Raw genomic sequence first — 19,801 nt, forward strand, 5'->3', positions numbered from 1 at the left:
GCCGAAGGGCGGCCACCCCGCAACGGGATGACCGCCCTTCATGCTGCTCGCTTACTGGTTGTACGGACCGTAGTCGTAGTCCTCCAGCGGAACGGCCTGGCCGGAGCCCGTGCCGAACGGCGAGTAGTCGATGTCGTCGTAGCCGACGGCCGAGTACATCGCGGCCTTGGCCTCCTCGGTCGGCTCGACCCGGATGTTGCGGTAGCGGGACAGGCCCGTACCGGCCGGGATGAGCTTACCGATGATGACGTTCTCCTTGAGGCCGATCAGGGAGTCGGACTTGGCGTTGATCGCCGCGTCCGTGAGGACCCTGGTCGTCTCCTGGAAGGACGCCGCCGACAGCCAGGACTCGGTCGCCAGCGAGGCCTTGGTGATACCCATGAGCTGCGGACGACCGGAGGCCGGGTGACCGCCCTCCTGGACCACACGACGGTTCTCGTGCTCGAACTTCGAGCGCTCGACCAGCTCGCCGGGCAGCAGCTCGGCGTCGCCGGACTCGATGATCGTCACACGGCGCAGCATCTGCCGGATGATGATCTCGATGTGCTTGTCGTGGATCGACACACCCTGCGAGTTGTACACCTTCTGGACCTCGCCGACCAGGTGAACCTGGACGGCACGCTGGCCCAGGATGCGCAGCACGTCGTGCGGGTTGGTGGCACCCACCGTGAGCTTCTGGCCCACCTCGACGTGCTCGCCCTCGCTGACCAGGAGACGGGCGCGCTTCGAGATCGGGTAGGCCGTCTCGTCGCTGCCGTCGTCCGGCGTGATGACGATCTTCTTGGTCTTCTCGGTCTCCTCGATCCGCACGCGGCCGGAGGCCTCGGAGATCGGGGCGACACCCTTCGGGGTACGGGCCTCGAAGAGCTCGACGACACGCGGCAGACCCTGGGTGATGTCGTCACCGGCCACACCACCGGTGTGGAAGGTACGCATCGTCAGCTGGGTACCGGGCTCACCGATGGACTGGGCGGCGATGATGCCGACCGCCTCACCGATGTCGACCAGCTTGCCGGTGGCCAGCGAACGGCCGTAGCACATCGCGCAGGTGCCGACGGCGGACTCGCAGGTCAGGACCGAGCGGGTCTTGACCTCCTCGACGCCACGGGCCACGAGCTCCTCGATGAGGACGTCACCGAGGTCGGTGCCGGCCGGGGCCAGGACCTGACCGTCGACCACGATGTCCTCGGCGAGGCAGCGCGCGTACACGGACGTCTCGACGTTCTCCGCCTTGCGCAGCACGCCGTCCGCGCCGCGCTCCGCGATGTGCAGCTTGAGGCCGCGCTCGGTGCCGCAGTCCTCCTCGCGGATGATGACGTCCTGCGAGACGTCGACCAGACGACGGGTGAGGTAACCCGAGTCGGCGGTACGCAGGGCGGTGTCCGCCAGACCCTTACGGGCACCGTGCGTGGAGATGAAGTACTCCAGCACGGACAGACCCTCACGGAACGAGGCCTTGATGGGCCGCGGGATCGTCTCGTTCTTCGCGTTCGACACCAGACCACGCATACCGGCGATCTGACGCATCTGCATCATGTTGCCTCGTGCACCCGAGTTCACCATCATGAAGATCGGGTTGGTCTTCGGGAAGTTCTCGTTCATCGCCTCGGCGACCTCGTTGGTCGCCTTGGTCCAGATCGCGATGAGCTCCTGCGTGCGCTCGTCCTTGGTGATCAGACCGCGCTCGTACTGCTTCTGGACCTTCTCGTCCTGCGCCTCGTACCCGCGGACGATCTCCTTCTTCGCCTCGGGGACGACGACGTCGGAGATGGCGACGGTGACGCCGGAACGGGTGGCCCAGTAGAAGCCGGCCGCCTTCAGGTTGTCGAGCGTCGCCGCCACGATGACCTTCGGGTAGCGCTCGGCGAGGTCGTTGACGATCTCGGAGAGCTGCTTCTTGCCGACCTCGTAGTCGACGAACGGGTAGTCCTCGGGCAGCAGCTCGTTGAAGAGCGCGCGGCCCAGCGTGGTCTTCAGCCGGAAGCTGTCACCCTGCTGCCACTCGGGCTCGCCCTCCTCGCGCACCGGCGGGGTCCAGCCGCGCGGCGGGATGGTGCCCACCGGGAAGCGGATGTCGACCGGCGCCTGGAGCGAGAGCTCGCCGGCGTCGAAGGCCATGATCGCCTCGGCGACGGACGCGAAGGAGCGGTCCTCGCCCTTGACGTCGCGGCCCTCGGCGTCCGTGGTGAGGAAGAACGTACCGAGCACCATGTCCTGGGTCGGCATCGTCACCGGACGGCCGTCGGCCGGCTTGAGGATGTTGTTCGAGGACAGCATCAGGATGCGGGCCTCGGCCTGCGCCTCCGCGGACAGCGGCAGGTGCACGGCCATCTGGTCACCGTCGAAGTCCGCGTTGAACGCGGTGCAGACGAGCGGGTGGATCTGGATGGCCTTGCCCTCGACCAGCTGCGGCTCGAAGGCCTGGATGCCGAGGCGGTGCAGGGTGGGAGCACGGTTCAGCAGAACCGGGTGCTCGGCGATGACCTCTTCGAGGACGTCGTACACGACCGTACGGCCGCGCTCCACCATGCGCTTGGCGCTCTTGATGTTCTGCGCGTGGTTCAGGTCGACCAGGCGCTTCATCACGAACGGCTTGAAGAGCTCCAGCGCCATGGCCTTGGGCAGACCGCACTGGTGCAGCTTCAGCTGCGGGCCGACGACGATCACGGAACGCGCCGAGTAGTCGACTCGCTTGCCGAGCAGGTTCTGACGGAAACGGCCCTGCTTGCCCTTCAGCATGTCGCTGAGGGACTTCAGCGGACGGTTGCCGGGGCCCGTGACCGGGCGGCCGCGGCGGCCGTTGTCGAAGAGCGCGTCGACGGCCTCCTGGAGCATGCGCTTCTCGTTGTTCACGATGATCTCGGGCGCGCCGAGGTCGAGAAGCCGCTTCAGGCGGTTGTTGCGGTTGATGACACGGCGGTACAGGTCGTTCAGGTCGGAGGTCGCGAAGCGGCCACCGTCCAGCTGCACCATCGGACGCAGGTCCGGCGGGATGACCGGCACGCAGTCGAGCACCATGCCCTTGGGGCTGTTGGACGTCTGCAGGAACGCGGAGACGACCTTCAGCCGCTTGAGCGCACGGGTCTTCTTCTGGCCCTTGCCGGTACGGATGATCTCGCGGAGCCGCTCGGCTTCCTCGTCGAGGTCGAAGGACTCCAGGCGCTTCTGCAGCGCCGCGGCACCCATCGAGCCGTCGAAGTACGTGCCGAAGCGGTCACGCAGCTCGCGGTAGAGCAGCTCGTCGCCCTCGAGGTCCTGGACCTTGAGGTTCTTGAACCGGGTCCACACCTCGTCGAGGCGGTCGATCTCGCGCTGCGCGCGGTCGCGCAGCTGCTTCATCTCGCGCTCGGCACCCTCGCGCACCTTGCGGCGCACGTCGGCCTTGGCACCCTCGGCCTCGAGCTCGGCCAGGTCGGACTCGAGCTTCTTGGCGCGGGCCTCCAGGTCGGCGTCGCGGCGGTTCTCGATCTGCTGGCGCTCGACGGAGACGTGCGCCTCCAGGGAGGGCAGGTCGCGGGTACGGCGCTCCTCGTCGACGTACGTGATCATGTACGCGGCGAAGTAGATGACCTTCTCGAGGTCCTTGGGAGCCAGGTCGAGCAGGTAGCCCAGCCGGCTCGGGACACCCTTGAAGTACCAGATGTGCGTGACGGGCGCGGCCAGCTCGATGTGGCCCATCCGCTCGCGGCGCACCTTGGCGCGGGTGACCTCGACGCCACAGCGCTCACAGATGATGCCCTTGAAGCGGACGCGCTTGTACTTGCCGCAGTAGCACTCCCAGTCCCGGGTCGGACCGAAGATCTTCTCGCAGAAGAGTCCGTCCTTCTCGGGCTTGAGGGTGCGGTAGTTGATGGTCTCGGGCTTCTTGACCTCGCCGTGGCTCCACTGACGGATGTCGTCAGCGGTGGCCAGGCCGATCCGGAGCTCGTCGAAGAAGTTGACGTCGAGCACTATGCGTCAATCCCTCTCAGGGTCGTGAGTCTGTGGTCTGAAACGGGGGCCTGGGGGTCGGCGGGGCCCTGGTGGGTCAGGGCCCCGCCGGCTCCCGTCAGACCTCTTCGACGCTGCTCGGCTCGCGCCGGGACAGGTCGATGCCGAGCTCCTCCGCAGCGCGGAAGACGTCCTCGTCGGTGTCACGCATCTCGATGGACATACCGTCGCTGGACAGCACCTCCACGTTCAGGCAGAGCGACTGCATCTCCTTGATGAGCACCTTGAAGGACTCGGGGATGCCGGGCTCGGGGATGTTCTCGCCCTTGACGATGGCCTCGTAGACCTTCACGCGGCCGGTGACGTCGTCGGACTTGATGGTCAGGAGCTCCTGGAGCGCGTAGGCGGCACCGTAGGCCTCGAGTGCCCACACCTCCATCTCGCCGAACCGCTGGCCACCGAACTGGGCCTTACCACCCAGCGGCTGCTGGGTGATCATCGAGTACGGGCCGGTGGAGCGGGCGTGCAGCTTGTCGTCGACCAGGTGGTGCAGCTTCAGGATGTACATGTAGCCGACCGAGATCGGCTCCGGGAACGGCTCACCCGAGCGGCCGTCGAACAGCGGTGCCTTACCGGTCGGGAGCACCATGCGCTCGCCGTCGCGGTTCGGGATCGTGTGCTCGAGCAGACCGGCGAGCTCGTCCTCACGGGCGCCGTCGAAGACCGGGGTGGCGACGTTGGTGCCCGGCTGGACACTGTCGGCGCCGATGGCCTGGAGGCGCTGCGCCCACTCGTCGGCGAGGCCGGAGACGTCCCAGCCGCGGCTGGCGAGCCAGCCGAGGTGGATCTCCAGGACCTGTCCCGGGTTCATCCGGGACGGGACGCCGAGCGGGTTGAGGATGATGTCGACCGGGGTCCCGTCCTCGAGGAACGGCATGTCCTCGATGGGCAGGATCTTGGAGATGACACCCTTGTTGCCGTGGCGGCCGGCGAGCTTGTCACCGTCGGTGATCTTGCGCTTCTGCGCCACGTACACGCGCACGAGCTGGTTCACACCGGGGGGAAGCTCGTCACCCTCCTCGCGGTCGAAGACGCGCACGCCGATGACCTTGCCGGTCTCGCCGTGCGGCACCTTCAGCGAGGTGTCACGGACCTCACGGGCCTTCTCACCGAAGATCGCCCGCAGCAGGCGCTCCTCGGGGGTCAGCTCGGTCTCACCCTTCGGGGTCACCTTGCCGACGAGGATGTCACCGGCGATGACCTCGGCACCGATGCGGATGATGCCGCGCTCGTCGAGGTCGGCCAGGACCTCCTCGGAGACGTTCGGGATGTCCCGGGTGATCTCCTCGGGGCCGAGCTTGGTGTCACGGGCGTCGACCTCGTGCTCCTCGATGTGGATCGAGGAGAGGACGTCGTCCTGCACGAGGCGCTGCGACAGGATGATCGCGTCCTCGTAGTTGTGACCCTCCCACGGCATGAACGCCACGAGCAGGTTCTTGCCGAGCGCCATCTCGCCGTTCTGGGTGGCCGGACCGTCGGCGAGGACCTGGCCCTCGATGATCCGGTCGCCCTCGTTGACGATGACCTTCTGGTTGACCGAGGTGCCCTGGTTGGAGCGGGCGAACTTGGCCAGGCGGTACGTGATGTACGTGCCGTCGTCGTTGGCGGTGGTGATGTAGTCCGCGGAGACCTCCTGGACCACACCGGCCTTCTCGGCCTTGACCACGTCGCCGGCGTCGACCGCGGAGCGGTACTCCATGCCGGTGCCGACGAGCGGCGCCTCGGACTTGATGAGCGGCACGGCCTGGCGCATCATGTTCGCGCCCATGAGGGCACGGTTGGCGTCGTCGTGCTCGAGGAAGGGGATCATGGCGGTCGCGACCGACACCATCTGGCGCGGCGAGACGTCCATGTAGTCCACGTCCTCGGGGCCGACGTAGTCGACCTCGCCGCCACGGCGGCGGACCAGCACCCGGGCCTCGGCGAAGCGGAGGTCGTCGCCCAGCGTGGCGTTGGCCTGCGCGATGACGAACCGGTCCTCTTCGTCGGCGGTCAGGTAGTCCACCTCGTCGGTGACCTGGCCGTCCACGACCTTGCGGTACGGGGTCTCGACGAAACCGAACGCGTTGACCCGGCCGTACGAGGCGAGCGAACCGATCAGACCGATGTTCGGGCCTTCCGGCGTCTCGATCGGGCACATGCGGCCGTAGTGCGAGGGGTGCACGTCACGGACCTCGAAGCCGGCCCGCTCACGGGAGAGACCACCCGGGCCGAGCGCGGACAGACGACGCTTGTGCGTCAGCCCGGACAGCGGGTTGTTCTGGTCCATGAACTGGGACAGCTGGCTGGTGCCGAAGAACTCCTTGATGGAGGCGACGACCGGCCGGATGTTGATCAGGGTCTGCGGCGTGATCGCCTCGACGTCCTGCGTGGTCATGCGCTCGCGCACCACGCGCTCCATACGGGCCAGACCCGTACGGACCTGGTTCTGGATGAGCTCGCCGACGCTGCGCAGACGACGGTTGCCGAAGTGGTCGATGTCGTCGGTCTCGACGACGATCGTCTCGCCGCTGTCCCCGGTCGTCTCGGTCTCGCCGGCGTGCAGCTTCACCAGGTACTTGATCGTCGAGATGACGTCCTCGACGGTCAGGATGCCCGCGTCGAGCGGAGCGTCCGCACCCAGCTTCTTGTTGACCTTGTAGCGGCCGACCTTGGCGAGGTCGTAGCGCTTGGGGTTGAAGTAGAGGTTCTCGAGCAGCGTCTGCGCGGCCTCGCGCGTGGGGGGCTCGCCCGGGCGCAGCTTGCGGTAGATGTCGAGCAGCGCGTCGTCCTGGCCCTGGGTGTGGTCCTTCTCCAGGGTGGCGCGCATCGACTCGTACTCGCCGAACTCCTCGAGGATCTGCTCGGTCGTCCAGCCGAGCGCCTTGAGCAGGACGGTGACGGACTGCTTGCGCTTGCGGTCGATGCGGACACCGACCATGTCACGCTTGTCGATCTCCATCTCCAGCCAGGCACCCCGGGACGGGATGATCTTGGCCGAGAAGATGTCCTTGTCGGACGTCTTGTCGATGCTGGAGTCGAAGTAGACACCCGGCGACCGGACCAGCTGCGACACCACGACACGCTCGGTGCCGTTGATGACGAAGGTGCCCTTGTTCGTCATGAGCGGGAAGTCGCCCATGAAGACGGTCTGGGACTTGATCTCGCCGGTCTCGTTGTTGGTGAACTCGGCCGTCACGAAGAGGGGCGCGGCGTACGTGAAGTCGCGCTCCTTGCACTCGTCGATCGAGTTCTTCGGCGGCTCGAAGCGGTGGTCGCGGAAGGTCAGCGACATCGACCCGGAGAAGTCCTCGATCGGGGAGATCTCCTCGAAGATCTCCTCGAGGCCGGACTTGGTGGGGACGTCCTGACCGTTCTCCAGAGCCTCCTCGACCCGACTCTGCCAAGCGGTGTTGCCGAGCAGCCAGTCGAAGCTCTCGGTCTGCAGCGCGAGCAGGTTCGGAACCTCGAGAGGCTCCTTGATCTTTGCAAAGGAGATGCGCAGCGGGGCGGTGCTGGCGCCGTTGTTCGTATTCGCGGTCGAGGCGTTGCGCGAGGCGGCCAAGAGGGGGTCCTTCCGAGGGCTCGGACTCACTACGCGCGTACCGGCCCCTCTCCCGCGCATAGAGACAGACTGTGCCCGTTTGGCCAAAAGACCAGGTCGGGAAAGGTTTGTCGTCGATGCTCGGATGAGGGCAGACCCCTGGTGACGGGCAGGGGACAGCTAACAGGCAGCGCAAAGGGTCAGTGTAGCCACTTGGCCCACTGATGTCCAGTGCGGGTTTCCTGAGACCCTCGCTGTGCTCACCGCTCTTCTCAACGCCCTCGGCATGCTGCCCTCAACGCACGTTGATACTGCCCTCTTCGCCGTCGATCCATGCCTCGGATTCGGATCCTTGTGACGACGCGTCCTGAGAATTGCGCGCTGCGTGCGGTTCGTCAAGGCCCCCCTGGCCCGAACCGGGGTACCCGGGGACAAGACGAAGATCACCTTACCCCTCACCATCACGGGCGCAAGGCAACCGTGGCCGGACCCCGGAAACGACGAAGAGCGACCACCCGGATGGATGATCGCTCTTCGGTGCGTGACCGTTACAGCCCTACGGGACCGTTCCGGCCGGCGCGCGGGTCGTGGCCGACCCGTGAGGTCTTACTTGACCTCGACGGAGGCGCCGGCGCCCTTGAGGGCCTCGGCGGCCTTGTCGGCGGCGTCCTTGGCGACCTTCTCGAGAACGGGCTTCGGGGCGCCGTCCACGAGGTCCTTGGCCTCCTTCAGGCCCAGGGAGGTCAGCTCACGCACGACCTTGATGACCTGGATCTTCTTGTCACCGGCGGCGGTGAGGACGACGTCGAACTCGTCCTTCTCCTCGGCGGCCTCGGCGGCCGGGGCGCCCGGGGCACCGGCGGCGGCAACGGCGACCGGGGCGGCGGCGGTGACGTCGAACTTCTCCTCGAAGGCCTTCACGAACTCGGAGAGCTCGATGAGGGTCATCTCCTCGAACTGCGCGAGCAGGTCTTCCTGGCTGAGCTTCGCCATGATGGGCGATCCTTCCACTAATTCGGCAGGTGCCGGATGTACATGAGTGGCGGGCGTACGTTGGCCCGCTGTGACCTCTGCCGCCTCATGCGGCCGGGGTCAGAAAGCGAGCCGAATTACTCGGCACCGCCCTGCTCGTCCTGCTTGGCACGAAGCGCTTCCACGGTGCGGACGAGCTTCGAGGGGAGCGCCTGGAAGAGCGCGGCAGTCTGGGACTGCTTGCCCTTCATGGCACCCGCCAGCTTGGAGAGCAGAACCTCGCGGGACTCGAGGTCCGCAAGCTTCTTGATCTCGTCGGCGGACAGCGCCTTGCCGTCAAGGACACCGCCCTTGATGACGAGATTCGGGTTGTCCTTGGCGAAGTCACGGAGACCCTTCGCCGACTCCACCGGGTCACCGGTGACGAAGGCGACAGCCGTCGGACCGTTGAAGAGGTCGTCCAGCGTCGTGATCCCGGCCTCGTTGGCCGCAATCTTGGTCAGCGTGTTCTTCACCACGGCGTACTGGGCGTTCTCACCGAGCGACCGGCGCAGCGTCTTGAGCTGCGCCACGGTGAGACCGCGGTACTCGGTCAGCACGGCAGCGCTGGAGTTGCGGAACTGCTCCGTCAACTCGGCCACTGCGGCAGCCTTGTCGGGCCTCGCCATAGAGCCTCGGCCTCCTTCCGGGTGATTCTGACCGCGCGGACCCGAAGGAGGACTGGGGAAAACGAAACGCCCCGGCGCAGGCGCACGGGGCGGACTCGACCGGTCGCATGCGCGGCTACGCACCTGCTCCGGGAGTTCTTCCACTGACACCTGCGCGGGTCGCCCGCATTTTCAGCGGATCCTTCGGCCACCGCACCCTCTCGGCGAGCGCACGGCAACGACCAGCGGTCTTTGGCTTCTGCAAGAGAGTACGCGAACGGGTCGCGGCCAAGCAAATCCACCCGCTCCCCCCGTTCGGCACGGCCCGCCGGGACCCGGCACGGGACCGCTCGGCGCGGGACCGCCCTGCGCGACCCGGGGTCGCCCGGTGTCCACCCGGCCCGACCCGGCACCGGCCCGGTGCGACGCGGCCCGGCGACCCGGCATGCCCCCGTTCGCCCGGCGCGCGCGGACCGGGGACCGTCAGTCCGGGCGGCCGGCGCGGTCGTGCGGCTCAGGAGCTGGTGCCGGCGCCGCCCGCCACGGTCCCGGAGGACTTCATGAGGTCCTTGAAGTCCTTGGTGTCACCGGCCGGGGGCTCCTCGGCGGAGACCTTCACGCCGTAGTCGGTGTAGTACGCCGTGCTGGTCATCCTGCCGGTCGCCATGTCCGCCTTCTCGACCTTCTTGACCAGCAGGTTCTGGTCGTCGATCCAGATGTCGACGGTGTCCGTGGTGACGCCGGCCTGGCTGAGCTGCTTCTTCAGGTCGGCGAGCTGGCCGGCGCTGAGATTGCTGCTCTTGCCGGCGAGGTCGGCGACGTTCACCGTGCCCGAGTAGTGCGTGGTCTGCACACCGGCCACCTTCTCCTCGCCGACCTTCTTCACGTCGCCGGAGGCCAGCAGCAGCTTCACCGACTGGTTCGGCGTGGTGTTCTGCATCTGGTCCTTGAGGTACGCGCCCGAGCCGCCGGCGATCTTGGCGAGGTCGTCGTACGCGTACTTGATCCAGTGCTTGCCGCCGAACTGCTGGGCGAACTTCTCGCTCATCTTCGCGTAGTAGGCGTCCGGCAGATAGCGGGCCTCCATCGACGTCGAGCCGGCCTTGCGCATCGCGTCGGCCATCTGGCCGCCGGTGTACTCGATGGTGAGGTTGCCCCGCATGCCGTCGCCCCAGGAAAGGGCGCCGTCGGCCGTCATGGACATCGTGTCGCCCATGGTCGTGCTGGAACGGACCTTGGCCGAGTCGGCCTTGTCGGTGGACTTCTCGGCCGAGCGCAGGGCGGCGATGGGGCTGAGGTGCGTGACGCCGGTGCCGCCCGCCTTGTCGCCCTTTCCGGGGTTCCCGTCGTCGGTGCCGCAGGCGGCCACCCCGGTGAGCGCGGTCAGCACCACGGCGGAAAGGGTCACCCGGCGCACGGTCGTGCTCTTCATCTCGTCCCACCCCTAAGCGAGTTGTGTGCCTGCACCGTAGCCCAGGCCACTGACGGTCGTACGAAAGGCCGTACGGGAAAAGGGACGGGCCCCGCACCTCGAAAGGTTGCGGGGCCCGCCCTTTATCGTCACGTCGCTGACGCGGCTACCGGGGTGAGCGCGGGGCTCAGACGGCGGCCGGGTCCTCCTCGACGAGGAGGTTGCGGGTGCGGTTCGGGTCGACCGGGATGCCGGGGCCGATCGTGGTGCTGATCGCGGCCTTCTTGATGTAGCGACCCTTGGCGGCGGACGGCTTCAGACGGAGGATCTCCTCCAGCGCGGCGCCGTAGTTCTCCACCAGCTTGCTGTCGTCGAACGACACCTTGCCGATGATGAAGTGCAGGTTCGAGTGCTTGTCGACGCGGAACTCGATCTTGCCGCCCTTGATCTCGGTGACGGCCTTGGCGACGTCGGGGGTGACGGTGCCGGTCTTCGGGTTCGGCATCAGACCACGCGGGCCGAGGACGCGGCCGAGGCGACCGACCTTGCCCATGAGGTCCGGGGTGGCGACGACGGCGTCGAAGTCCAGACGGCCCTTCGAGACCTCGTCGATCAGTTCGTCGGAGCCGACGATGTCGGCGCCCGCGGCCTCCGCGGCCGCAGCACGGTCACCGGTCGCGAAGACCAGGACCCGGGCGGTCTTGCCGGTGCCGTGCGGAAGGTTCACGGTGCCACGGACCATCTGGTCGGCCTTGCGCGGGTCGACACCCAGACGGAAGGCGACCTCGACGGTGCCGTCGAACTTGGTCGTGGAGGTCTCCTTGGCGAGACGGACGGCCTCGAGCGGGGCGTAGAGCTTCTCCCGGTCGATCTTGGCGTCCGCAGCGCGGAGGGCCTTGCTGCGCTTGCTCACAACTGCTCCTGTGTGTTCTGAAAGGAGTCGTGGTACGGGCCGAGCAGGCCCTGCCACGTGCGACCGGCCACGGCCGCATGACTGCTACGGGGTGGGGATCAGCCCTCGACCGTGACGCCCATGGAACGCGCGGTACCGGCGATGATCTTCGCCGCGGCGTCCAGGTCGTTCGCGTTGAGGTCGGGCAGCTTGGTCTGGGCGATCTCGCGGACCTGCGCCTCGGTGATCTTGGCGACCTTGGTCTTGTGCGGCTCGCCGGAGCCCTTCTCGATGCCCGCGGCCTTGAGGATCATCTTGGCGGCCGGCGGCGTCTTGGTCACGAAGGTGAAGGAACGGTCCTCGTAGACCGTGATCTCCACCGGGATGACCCAGCCACGCTGCGACTCGGTCGCGGCGTTGTAGGCCTTGCAGAACTCCATGATGTTGACGCCGTGCTGACCCAGCGCCGGGCCGACCGGCGGAGCCGGGTTGGCGGCACCGGCCTGGATCTGGAGCTTGATGAGCCCCGTGACCTTCTTCTTCTTGGGAGGCATAGCTCTCCGGGTCCTTTCGGTTCGGGTCCTGCCCGCTTCCGGGGACCACCCGGACGCAGGCATACCGCACAACGATAACGGGTATAGATGCGCGGCTTAAAACCGTGCAGGTCAGGCGCCGCTCAAGCGTCGCCTGACCTGCACGGAAGCGGTACGTCCAGAAGGAACTAGTTCTTCTGGATCTGGTCGAAGGAGAGCTCGACCGGCGTCTCCCGGCCGAAGATCTCCACCAGGCCCTTGACCTTCTTGGAGTCGGGGTTGATCTCGTTGATGGTCGCCTGGAGCGTGGCGAACGGGCCGTCGGTGACGGTGACCGAGTCGCCGACCTCGAAGTCCAGGACCTGGACCTCGACCTTGCGCTGCGGGGCCGGCTTGCCCTCGGCCTCGGCGGCCTCGCGGGCGGCCTTCTCCTCCGCCTCCGGGGCGAGCATCTTGACGATCTCGTCCAGGGTCAGCGGGTAGGGGTCGTAGGCGTTGCCGACGAAGCCGGTGACGCCCGGGGTGTTGCGGACGACGCCCCAGGACTCGTTGGTCAGGTCCATGCGGACCAGGACGTAACCCGGCAGCTTGTTCTGCTTGATCGTCTTGCGGTCGCCGTTCTTGATCTGGACGACCTCTTCCTGCGGCACCTCGGCCTGGAAGATGTAGTCCTCGACGTTCAGCGAGACGGCACGCTGCTCCAGGTTGGTCTTCACGCGGTTCTCGTAACCGGCGTAGGTGTGGATCACGTACCACTCGCCGGGCAGGGTCCGCAGTTCCTCGCGGAGGGCCTCGATCGGGTCGACGGGCTCGGCCTCCTCCTCGGCCTCGGCCTCGTCGGCCACGGCCGGGGCGCCGGTGTCCTCGTCGGACTCCTCGTCACCGGACTCGTCCTCGACGTGCAGGGCGGCTTCCTCGGCAGCCTCACCCAGTGCGGCTTCCGCAGCCTCGAACTCGTCCTGCTCATCCGCGCCCTCGACGATGTCGAGCTCGTCGTCCACCGTCTCGGCGGCATTCTCGCGAGGCTCGGTGGCGTCGTTCAGGTTCGGGTCAGACACGATGGCTGCTTCTTCCTGGATACATAGGGGTGGAACATGCGAAAACGGGCGCCGGTACCACGGCGCCCTTCGCTCTTGGCTCAGCCGAAGACGTACTTGGCCGCGTGGTTGAGCCCATAGTCAATCACGGTCACCAGCGCGATCATGATGGCGACGAAGAAGATCACCACGGTGGTGTACGACGTCAGCTGGTTGCGCGTGGGCCAGACGACCTTGCGGAGTTCCGCGATGATCTGGCGGTAGAAGGTAGCGAGGCGCTTCAGCGGGCCCTTCTTGGCACGCTTGCCGCCCTTGCGGGCCTTCTTGGCCTCCTGCACCTCATCGGCGTCAGGCGTGTCGATGGAGCCCACGGCGTCCGTCATTCGTCCTCACCTGATCCCGGGTCGTGGCCGTGCCGCGCCCGGTTCCAGAGCCGCACGGCGGTGCATTGCTGTACGTACATGCGCACACATCCTGGCGGTGTGTGTAGCAGGGCCGGAGGGACTTGAACCCCCAACCGCCGGTTTTGGAGACCGGTGCTCTACCAATTGAGCTACGACCCTTTGTGTGCTCCCCAACGTACCGCATCCGACCGGGTGCTCGGTGTGCACCGGCTGTGCCGCGGCGGCTGGAGGCCAACGAGGTGAGAGTGTACGTGGTCGCGGGCCCGGCGTCGAACAGAAAGTGCCCGTACGGGTTCTCCGGCCGGGAGATCGTCCTGCCCCCGGTACGGATTCGAACTGCTGTTCACGGGTCGGCACGATCTGTTCAGTGGGTGAAACCCGTGTGCCGGGCAGGTTTCCGGTCTGAAACCATGGGCCCCATGAGCGCTGCAACCCCTCCCACCGAGCGCCGGGTCTCCGCCCGAGTCGGCGCGATCTCCGAGTCCGCCACCCTCGCCGTGGACGCCAAGGCCAAGGCCCTGAAGGCCGCCGGGCGTCCGGTGATCGGCTTCGGCGCGGGCGAGCCCGACTTCCCGACCCCGGACTACATCGTCGAGGCGGCCGTCGAGGCCTGCAAGAACCCCAAGTACCACCGCTACACCCCGGCCGGCGGTCTGCCCGAGCTGAAGGCCGCGATCGCCGCGAAGACGCTGCGCGACTCCGGCTACGAGGTGGACCCCGCGCAGATCCTGGTCACCAACGGCGGCAAGCAGGCCATCTACGAGGCCTTCGCCGCGATCCTCGACCCGGGCGACGAGGTCATCGTCCCGGCGCCGTACTGGACGACGTACCCGGAGTCGATCCGGCTGGCCGGCGGCGTGCCGGTGGAGGTCGTCGCGGACGAGACGACCGGCTACCGGGTGAGCGTGGAGCAGCTGGAGGCGGCCCGCACGGAGCGGACGAAGGTCGTGCTCTTCGTCTCCCCCTCGAACCCGACCGGCGCGGTCTACGGCGCCGAGGAGGCCGAGGCGATCGGCCGCTGGGCGGTCGAGCACGGTCTGTGGGTGCTTACCGACGAGATCTACGAGCACCTGGTCTACGGCGGCGCGAAGTTCACCTCGCTGCCCGCGCTCCTGCCCGAGCTGCGCGAGAAGTGCATCGTGGTCAACGGCGTCGCGAAGACGTACGCGATGACCGGCTGGCGGGTCGGGTGGATCATCGGCCCGAAGGACGTCGTCAAGGCCGCGACGAACCTGCAGTCGCACGCCACGTCGAACGTCTCGAACGTGGCCCAGGTAGCCGCCCTGGCCGCCGTCTCCGGTGACCTGTCGGCCGTGGAGAAGATGCGGGAGGCCTTCGACCGGCGCCGCAGGACCGTCGTGCGGATGCTCAACGAGATCGACGGCGTGCTCTGCCCGGAGCCCGAGGGCGCCTTCTACGCGTACCCGTCGGTGAAGGCGCTGCTCGGCAAGGAGATCCGGGGCAGGCGCCCGCAGAACACGGTGGAGCTGGCCGCCCTCATCCTGGAGGAGGCCGAGGTCGCGGTCGTCCCGGGCGAGGCCTTCGGCACCCCGGGCTACCTGCGTCTGTCGTACGCGCTGGGTGACGAGGACCTGGTCGAGGGCGTGAGCCGGCTGCAGAAGCTGCTGGCCGAGGCGCAGGACTGACGCCGACGTCCGGCGCGCCGCACGCGCGCGACGCGGGCCGTCTCCCTCCGGGGAGGCGGCCCGCTCGTCTGTCCGCACGCCCGTGCGAGCAAGACCACGAATGGGGAAACGGCTACCGGTACGCCGCGGACGTACGGCAGGATCCTCCAATGGAGCGTGTACGTGATGTCTCTGAGCTGCCGAAAGCCCATCTGCACCTGCACTTCACCGGGTCGATGCGGCCCACCACCCTGCTGGAGCTGGCCGACAAGTACGGCGTGCGCCTGCCCGAGGCGCTGACCGATGCCCTCACCAGCGGAGAACCACCCAAGCTGCGGGCCACGGACGAGCGGGGCTGGTTCCGCTTCCAGCGGCTCTACGACGCGGCGCGCTCGTGCCTGCGGGAGCCGGAGGACATCCAGCGGCTGGTACGGGAGGCGGCCGAGGAGGACCTCAAGGACGGTTCGGGCTGGCTGGAGATCCAGGTGGACCCGACCTCGTACGCCCCCCGGCTGGGCGGGCTGATCCCGGCCCTGGAGATCATCCTGGACGCGGTGGACACGGCGGTGCGGGAGACCGGCCTGGGCATGCGGGTGCTGGTCGCGGCGAACCGGATGAAGCACCCCCTGGAGGCCCGCACCCTGGCCCGGCTGGCGGTGCGGTACGCCGACCGGGGCGTGGTCGGCTTCGGGCTGTCGAACGACGAGCGGCGGGGCATGGCACGGGACTTCGACCGCGCCTTCCACATCGCGCGGGAGGGCGGCCTGCTGTCGGCCCCGCACGGCGGCGAACTGACCGGCCCGGCCTCCGTCCGGGACTGCCTGGACGACCTGAACGCCTCCCGGGTCGGCCACGGGGTGCGCGCCGCGGAGGACCCCCGGCTGCTGGAGCGGCTGGTGGACCGGGGGGTGACCTGCGAGGTGTGCCCGGCGTCGAACGTGGCGCTGGGGGTGTACGAGAAGCCGGAGGACGTGCCGCTGCGCACGCTCTTCGAGGCCGGGGTCGCGCTGGCGCTGGGCGCCGACGACCCGCTGCTCTTCGGCTCCCGGCTCGCGGCCCAGTACGAGATCGCCCGCGTGCACCACGATTTCTCCGACGCCGAGCTGGCGGAGCTGGCCCGGCAGTCGGTCCGGGGTTCGGCGGCGCCGGAGGGCGTGAAGGCGAAGCTGCTGGCGGGCGTGGACGACTGGCTCAGCGGTCCGGGCGCCTGACGTGGCCGCAGGGGCGGCGAGCCGCTGACCTCACCGCCTACAGGCTGACGCCCACCGTCACGGGTTCGTTGACCAGTGTGATGCCGAAGGCCTCGTGGACTCCGGCGACGACCTCGCGGGCCAGGGACAGCAGGTCCTCGGTGGTGGCGCCGCCCCGGTTGGTGAGGGCGAGGGTGTGCTTGGTGGAGATGCGGGCGGGTCCGGTGCCGTAGCCCTTGGTGAAGCCGGCCTTGTCGATCAGCCAGGCGGCCGACGTCTTGGTGTGGCCCTCCCCCGCCGGGTAGGCGGGCGGCTCGGCGCCGTCGCCCAGCCGCTGCCGCACGCGCGCGTGGAAGGCGTCGAACTGGGCGTCGGTGAGGATCGGGTTGGTGAAGAACGACCCGGCCGACCAGGTGTCGTGGTCGTCGGGATCCAGGACCATGCCCTTGCCGGCGCGCAGCTTCAGGACGGTCTCGCGGGCGGCGGCGAGCGGCACCCGGTCGCCCGGTGCGACGCCGAGGGCGCGGGCCGTCTCCGCGTACCTGATCGGCGCCGACAGCCCGTCCGCGTCCTCCAGGGCGAAGCGGACGCGCAGCACCACATGGCGCGCCGGGTCGGCCTTGAAGCGGCTGTGGCGGTAGGCGAAGGCGCACTCGTCGTTGGTGAGCGTGACCGTCTCGTGGGACCTGCGGTCGTAGGCGATCACCTCGGTGATGGTCGCGGAGACCTCCTGGCCGTACGCGCCGACGTTCTGGATCGGTGTCGCGCCCGCCGAGCCCGGGATGCCGGCGAGGCACTCGATGCCCGCGAGTCCGGCCTCCACGGTGCGGGCGACGGCGTCGGTCCACACCTCACCGGCCGCCAGCTCCAGCGTCTCACCGCGCAGTTCGAAGCCGGTGGTGGCGATGCGCAGGGCCGTGCCGTCGAAGCCCTTGTCGCCGATGACCAGGTTCGATCCGCCACCGATGACCAGGAGCGGTGTGCCGGTGGCGTCGGCCTCGCGGACGGTGTCGATCACTTCGGCGTCGGTGGTGGCGGTGACCAGCCGGGTCGCGGGACCGCCCAGCCGGAAGGTGGTCAGCGGGGCGAGAGGGGCGTCGTGGAGTTCCTGCACGCGCCCAAGACTACGAGACGGCACCGACAGCGCCCCGGCACAGGCCGACGGCCCGGCGGCACGCCGGGCCGTCATGCCGTTCTCCGTCCCCACGCGCGCGTGGGCTTCTCACGGGACCCCCGGCCTTCCGGGTGGCCTTTGCGGTGGCCTTTCCGGTGGCCTTTGCGGTGGCCTTTGCGGCGCGATCGCGGTCAGCGGGAGGCCGCTTCGACGACCGGGGCGGGTGCCGGCTCGGCCGGGCTCACGACCGGGGCCGCGGCGCTGCGTCCGCCCGGGATCAGCAGTGCCGCGACGCCGGCGAGTGCGACGGCTCCGGAGCCCGTCATCAGGGCGGGCTTCAGGCCGTCGACGAAGTTCTGCGCGGACGCGTAGCCGCCCTGTGCCGAGAAGATCGAGGCCATGACCGCGACGCCGAGGGCGCCGCCGACCTCGCGCAGCGCGTTGTTGGCGCCGGAGGCGATGCCCTGCTCGTGCGGGCGGACGCTGGACATCACGAGGTTGGCGGCCGGGGCGAAGTACAGGGCCATGCCGATACCGCTGACGATCAGGCCGGGCAGCTGTGTGGCGTAGGAGACGTCGGCCGTGGCCACGGAGGCGAGGTAGCCGAGCCCGAGGGCTTGCAGGAACAGGCCGGTGGCGACGATCGGGCGGCCCCCGACGCGGTCGGAGAGGATCCCGGCGACCGGCGCGACGAGCATCGGCATCCCGGTCCAGGGAAGCATCCGGAAGCCGGCCTCGGTGGGCGAGTAGCCGAGCACGCCCTGCATGTACTGGCTGAGCAGGAAGATCGAGCCGAACATCCCGACGAACATCAGCAGGCTGGCCGCGTTGATCCCGGAGAAGGCGCGGGAGCGGAACAGCCGCATGGGCAGCATCGGGTTCTCGGCGCGGGTGCTGTAGAGGACGAAGCCGGCCAGCAGGGCGCCGCCGGCGAACAGCGCGGTCAGCACGACGGTGTCGGTCCAGCCGTCGGCGGGCCCGCGGACGAGTCCGTAGACGATCCCGAAGAGGCCGCCGCTGGCGAGCAGGGTGCCGGGTACGTCGAGCGGGGCGCCGGTGCCGTGGGACTCGGCGAGGCGCAGGCGGGCGAGCGGCAGCAGGGCGAGGCCCAGCGGGACGTTCAGCCAGAAGATCCAGTGCCAGGAGACGTGTTCGGTGAGGCTGCCGCCGATCAGGGGCCCGGAGGCGACCGCGAGGCCGTTCACCGCGCCCCAGATGCCGTACGCCGTTCCGCGCTTGGCAGCGGGCACGGCCGCGGTCAGCAGGGTCAGCGTCAGCGGCATCATGACGGCGGCGCCGGCGCCCTGGACGGCACGGGCGGCGACGAGGGAACCGATGCCGGGTGCCATGGCGGCGGCCGCGGAGGCGGCGGTGAAGACGGTGAGCCCGGCGAGGAAGAGCCGGCGGCGGCCGAACCGGTCACCGAGCGCCGCGCCGAACATCAGCAGGACGGCGAAGGTGAGCGTGTAGGCGCTCACGGTCCATTCCAGGTCGTCCAGCGCGCCGCCCAGGTCCTGGCGGATGGAGGGCAGGGCGGTGGTGACGACGAGGTTGTCGAGGGACGCCATGAATCCGGCGGCGCTGGTGATGACGAGGGCCCAGACGGCTCCCCCGCGACGTGCGGTCGTCGTGGCTGTCTGCTGTTCGGCTGTCTGCTGTGGCATCTCTCCCCCAGGGAGTGCTCGTTGACCGTTTAATAGTTATCGATCACTAACTTCTGCGGGCAAGCGGTGTCGGCACCGCCCTCGCCACCCGCCCCTACTTCTGCTGCCGGCCCGTGGCCCGCGCCGACGGGTAGATCCCTTCCCACACCCGGTCCCCGGGCGGGAACCCCATGGCCACCAGGCAGTTGATCAGCATCCCGTACGCCATGAAGGTCGTCGTCTCGTTCACGTCGGCGCCGAGCGGCAGGTGCACGGTGTCCCACAGGCGCCGCCAGCCGGCCCGCACGGACTCCCCGAAGGCGTGGTCGCCTTCCTCCTCGGCGGCCGTGACAGCGAGGTACATCTGCATCTGCATCTGCAGCCGCTCGGGCCGCTCCGCGATGACCTTGACGTACGCGTTCGCCATGGCCTGCTGCGCCTCTTCGCCCTCCAGCCCGTCGGCGGCCTCCTCGAAGGTGCGGATGGTGTCCTCCACGCACCGCTCGGCCACCGCGAGGAAGATGGCCTTCTTGCCCGGGAAGAGCCGGAAGAGATAGGGCTGCGAGACCCCGACCCGCTTGGCGATCGCCTCGGTGGACGTCCCGTGGTAGCCGCCCCGCGCGAACTCGCTCATCGCCGCACGGACGACGCTCTCGCGCCTCTCCTCTGCGCTCATCCTGACCATGCGAGAAAGTTAGTACTCAATCACTAATCAATCAAGGGGGTGGGATGGCGACGGCTGGGACGCAGGTGAGCCGGGCCCGTGTGCGAGGGGCGCTCGCCGGGTGCGGGCGCCCCGCCCAACCGGGGCCGGGTGGTG

At 68.6% G+C, this 19,801-nt stretch carries 14 protein-coding genes and 1 tRNA gene; 2 read left to right on the forward strand and 13 right to left on the reverse strand.

The features are described from left to right. Positions 1 to 51 precede the first annotated feature (51 nt). The 10 genes from ABZX30_RS22770 to ABZX30_RS22815 form a co-directional block, all read right to left on the reverse strand. Positions 52 to 3,951, reverse strand: coding sequence for a DNA-directed RNA polymerase subunit beta' (locus ABZX30_RS22770; protein ID WP_355936119.1), 3,900 nt, complete (start codon positions 3,949 to 3,951; stop codon positions 52 to 54). Positions 3,952 to 4,048: 97 nt separating this feature from the next. Then, the gene (gene rpoB / locus ABZX30_RS22775; protein ID WP_355936121.1) at positions 4,049 to 7,534 is read right to left on the reverse strand and encodes a DNA-directed RNA polymerase subunit beta; all 3,486 of its coding nucleotides are present in this window, start codon (positions 7,532 to 7,534) and stop codon (positions 4,049 to 4,051) included. 585 nt (positions 7,535 to 8,119) lie between these two features. Further along, the gene (gene rplL / locus ABZX30_RS22780) at positions 8,120 to 8,506 is read right to left on the reverse strand and encodes a 50S ribosomal protein L7/L12 (RefSeq protein WP_355936124.1); all 387 of its coding nucleotides are present in this window, start codon (positions 8,504 to 8,506) and stop codon (positions 8,120 to 8,122) included. A 116-nt stretch (positions 8,507 to 8,622) separates the two neighbouring features. Next, on the reverse strand, positions 8,623 to 9,153 hold the full coding sequence (rplJ, locus tag ABZX30_RS22785) for a 50S ribosomal protein L10 (RefSeq protein ID WP_355936126.1): 531 nt from the start codon (positions 9,151 to 9,153) through the stop codon (positions 8,623 to 8,625). Positions 9,154 to 9,646: 493 nt separating this feature from the next. Next, positions 9,647 to 10,564 carry a hypothetical protein gene (locus ABZX30_RS22790; protein ID WP_355936127.1) on the reverse strand — a complete coding sequence of 306 codons (918 nt, stop codon included), beginning with the start codon at positions 10,562 to 10,564 and terminating at the stop codon, positions 9,647 to 9,649. A 166-nt stretch (positions 10,565 to 10,730) separates the two neighbouring features. Continuing rightward, a complete protein-coding gene (gene rplA, locus ABZX30_RS22795) occupies positions 10,731 to 11,456 on the reverse strand; it encodes a 50S ribosomal protein L1 (protein ID WP_355936130.1) in 726 nt (241 codons plus the stop codon). Positions 11,457 to 11,554: 98 nt separating this feature from the next. Next, positions 11,555 to 11,989, reverse strand: coding sequence for a 50S ribosomal protein L11 (gene rplK / locus ABZX30_RS22800; RefSeq protein WP_316750050.1), 435 nt, complete (start codon positions 11,987 to 11,989; stop codon positions 11,555 to 11,557). Positions 11,990 to 12,156: 167 nt separating this feature from the next. After that, positions 12,157 to 13,026, reverse strand: a complete 870-nt coding sequence (gene nusG, locus ABZX30_RS22805; protein ID WP_355936133.1) for a transcription termination/antitermination protein NusG — start codon at positions 13,024 to 13,026, stop codon at positions 12,157 to 12,159. An 80-nt stretch (positions 13,027 to 13,106) separates the two neighbouring features. Continuing rightward, entirely contained in the window at positions 13,107 to 13,388 is a 282-nt protein-coding gene (secE, locus tag ABZX30_RS22810; protein WP_355936134.1) for a preprotein translocase subunit SecE, read from the reverse strand. Between the two features lie 107 nt (positions 13,389 to 13,495). Next, positions 13,496 to 13,568 (reverse strand) — tRNA-Trp (locus ABZX30_RS22815). Between the two features lie 260 nt (positions 13,569 to 13,828). On the opposite strand from ABZX30_RS22815, the gene ABZX30_RS22820 reads away from it, so the two are divergent. Both ABZX30_RS22820 and ABZX30_RS22825 read left to right on the forward strand, forming a co-directional pair. Then, complete coding sequence (locus tag ABZX30_RS22820) at positions 13,829 to 15,055, forward strand: pyridoxal phosphate-dependent aminotransferase (protein WP_355936136.1); 1,227 nt, start codon at positions 13,829 to 13,831, stop codon at positions 15,053 to 15,055. 149 nt (positions 15,056 to 15,204) lie between these two features. Beyond that, a complete protein-coding gene (locus ABZX30_RS22825; RefSeq protein ID WP_355936139.1) occupies positions 15,205 to 16,245 on the forward strand; it encodes an adenosine deaminase in 1,041 nt (346 codons plus the stop codon). 37 nt (positions 16,246 to 16,282) lie between these two features. Here ABZX30_RS22825 and ABZX30_RS22830 read toward each other — a convergent pair whose 3' ends face one another. The 3 genes from ABZX30_RS22830 to ABZX30_RS22840 form a co-directional block, all read right to left on the reverse strand. Next, on the reverse strand, positions 16,283 to 17,338 hold the full coding sequence (locus tag ABZX30_RS22830; protein ID WP_355936142.1) for a UDP-N-acetylmuramate dehydrogenase: 1,056 nt from the start codon (positions 17,336 to 17,338) through the stop codon (positions 16,283 to 16,285). A gap of 191 nt (positions 17,339 to 17,529) precedes the next feature. Further along, positions 17,530 to 19,002: a DHA2 family efflux MFS transporter permease subunit gene (locus ABZX30_RS22835; protein ID WP_355936144.1), complete on the reverse strand. Its 1,473-nt coding sequence runs from the start codon at positions 19,000 to 19,002 to the stop codon at positions 17,530 to 17,532. A gap of 94 nt (positions 19,003 to 19,096) precedes the next feature. Next, entirely contained in the window at positions 19,097 to 19,666 is a 570-nt protein-coding gene (locus tag ABZX30_RS22840; RefSeq protein WP_355936147.1) for a TetR/AcrR family transcriptional regulator, read from the reverse strand. Between the last annotated feature and the right edge of the window lie 135 nt (positions 19,667 to 19,801).

Source organism: Streptomyces sp. NPDC004542 (assembly GCF_040610035.1).
In the GTDB taxonomy this organism is placed as follows: domain Bacteria; phylum Actinomycetota; class Actinomycetes; order Streptomycetales; family Streptomycetaceae; genus Streptomyces.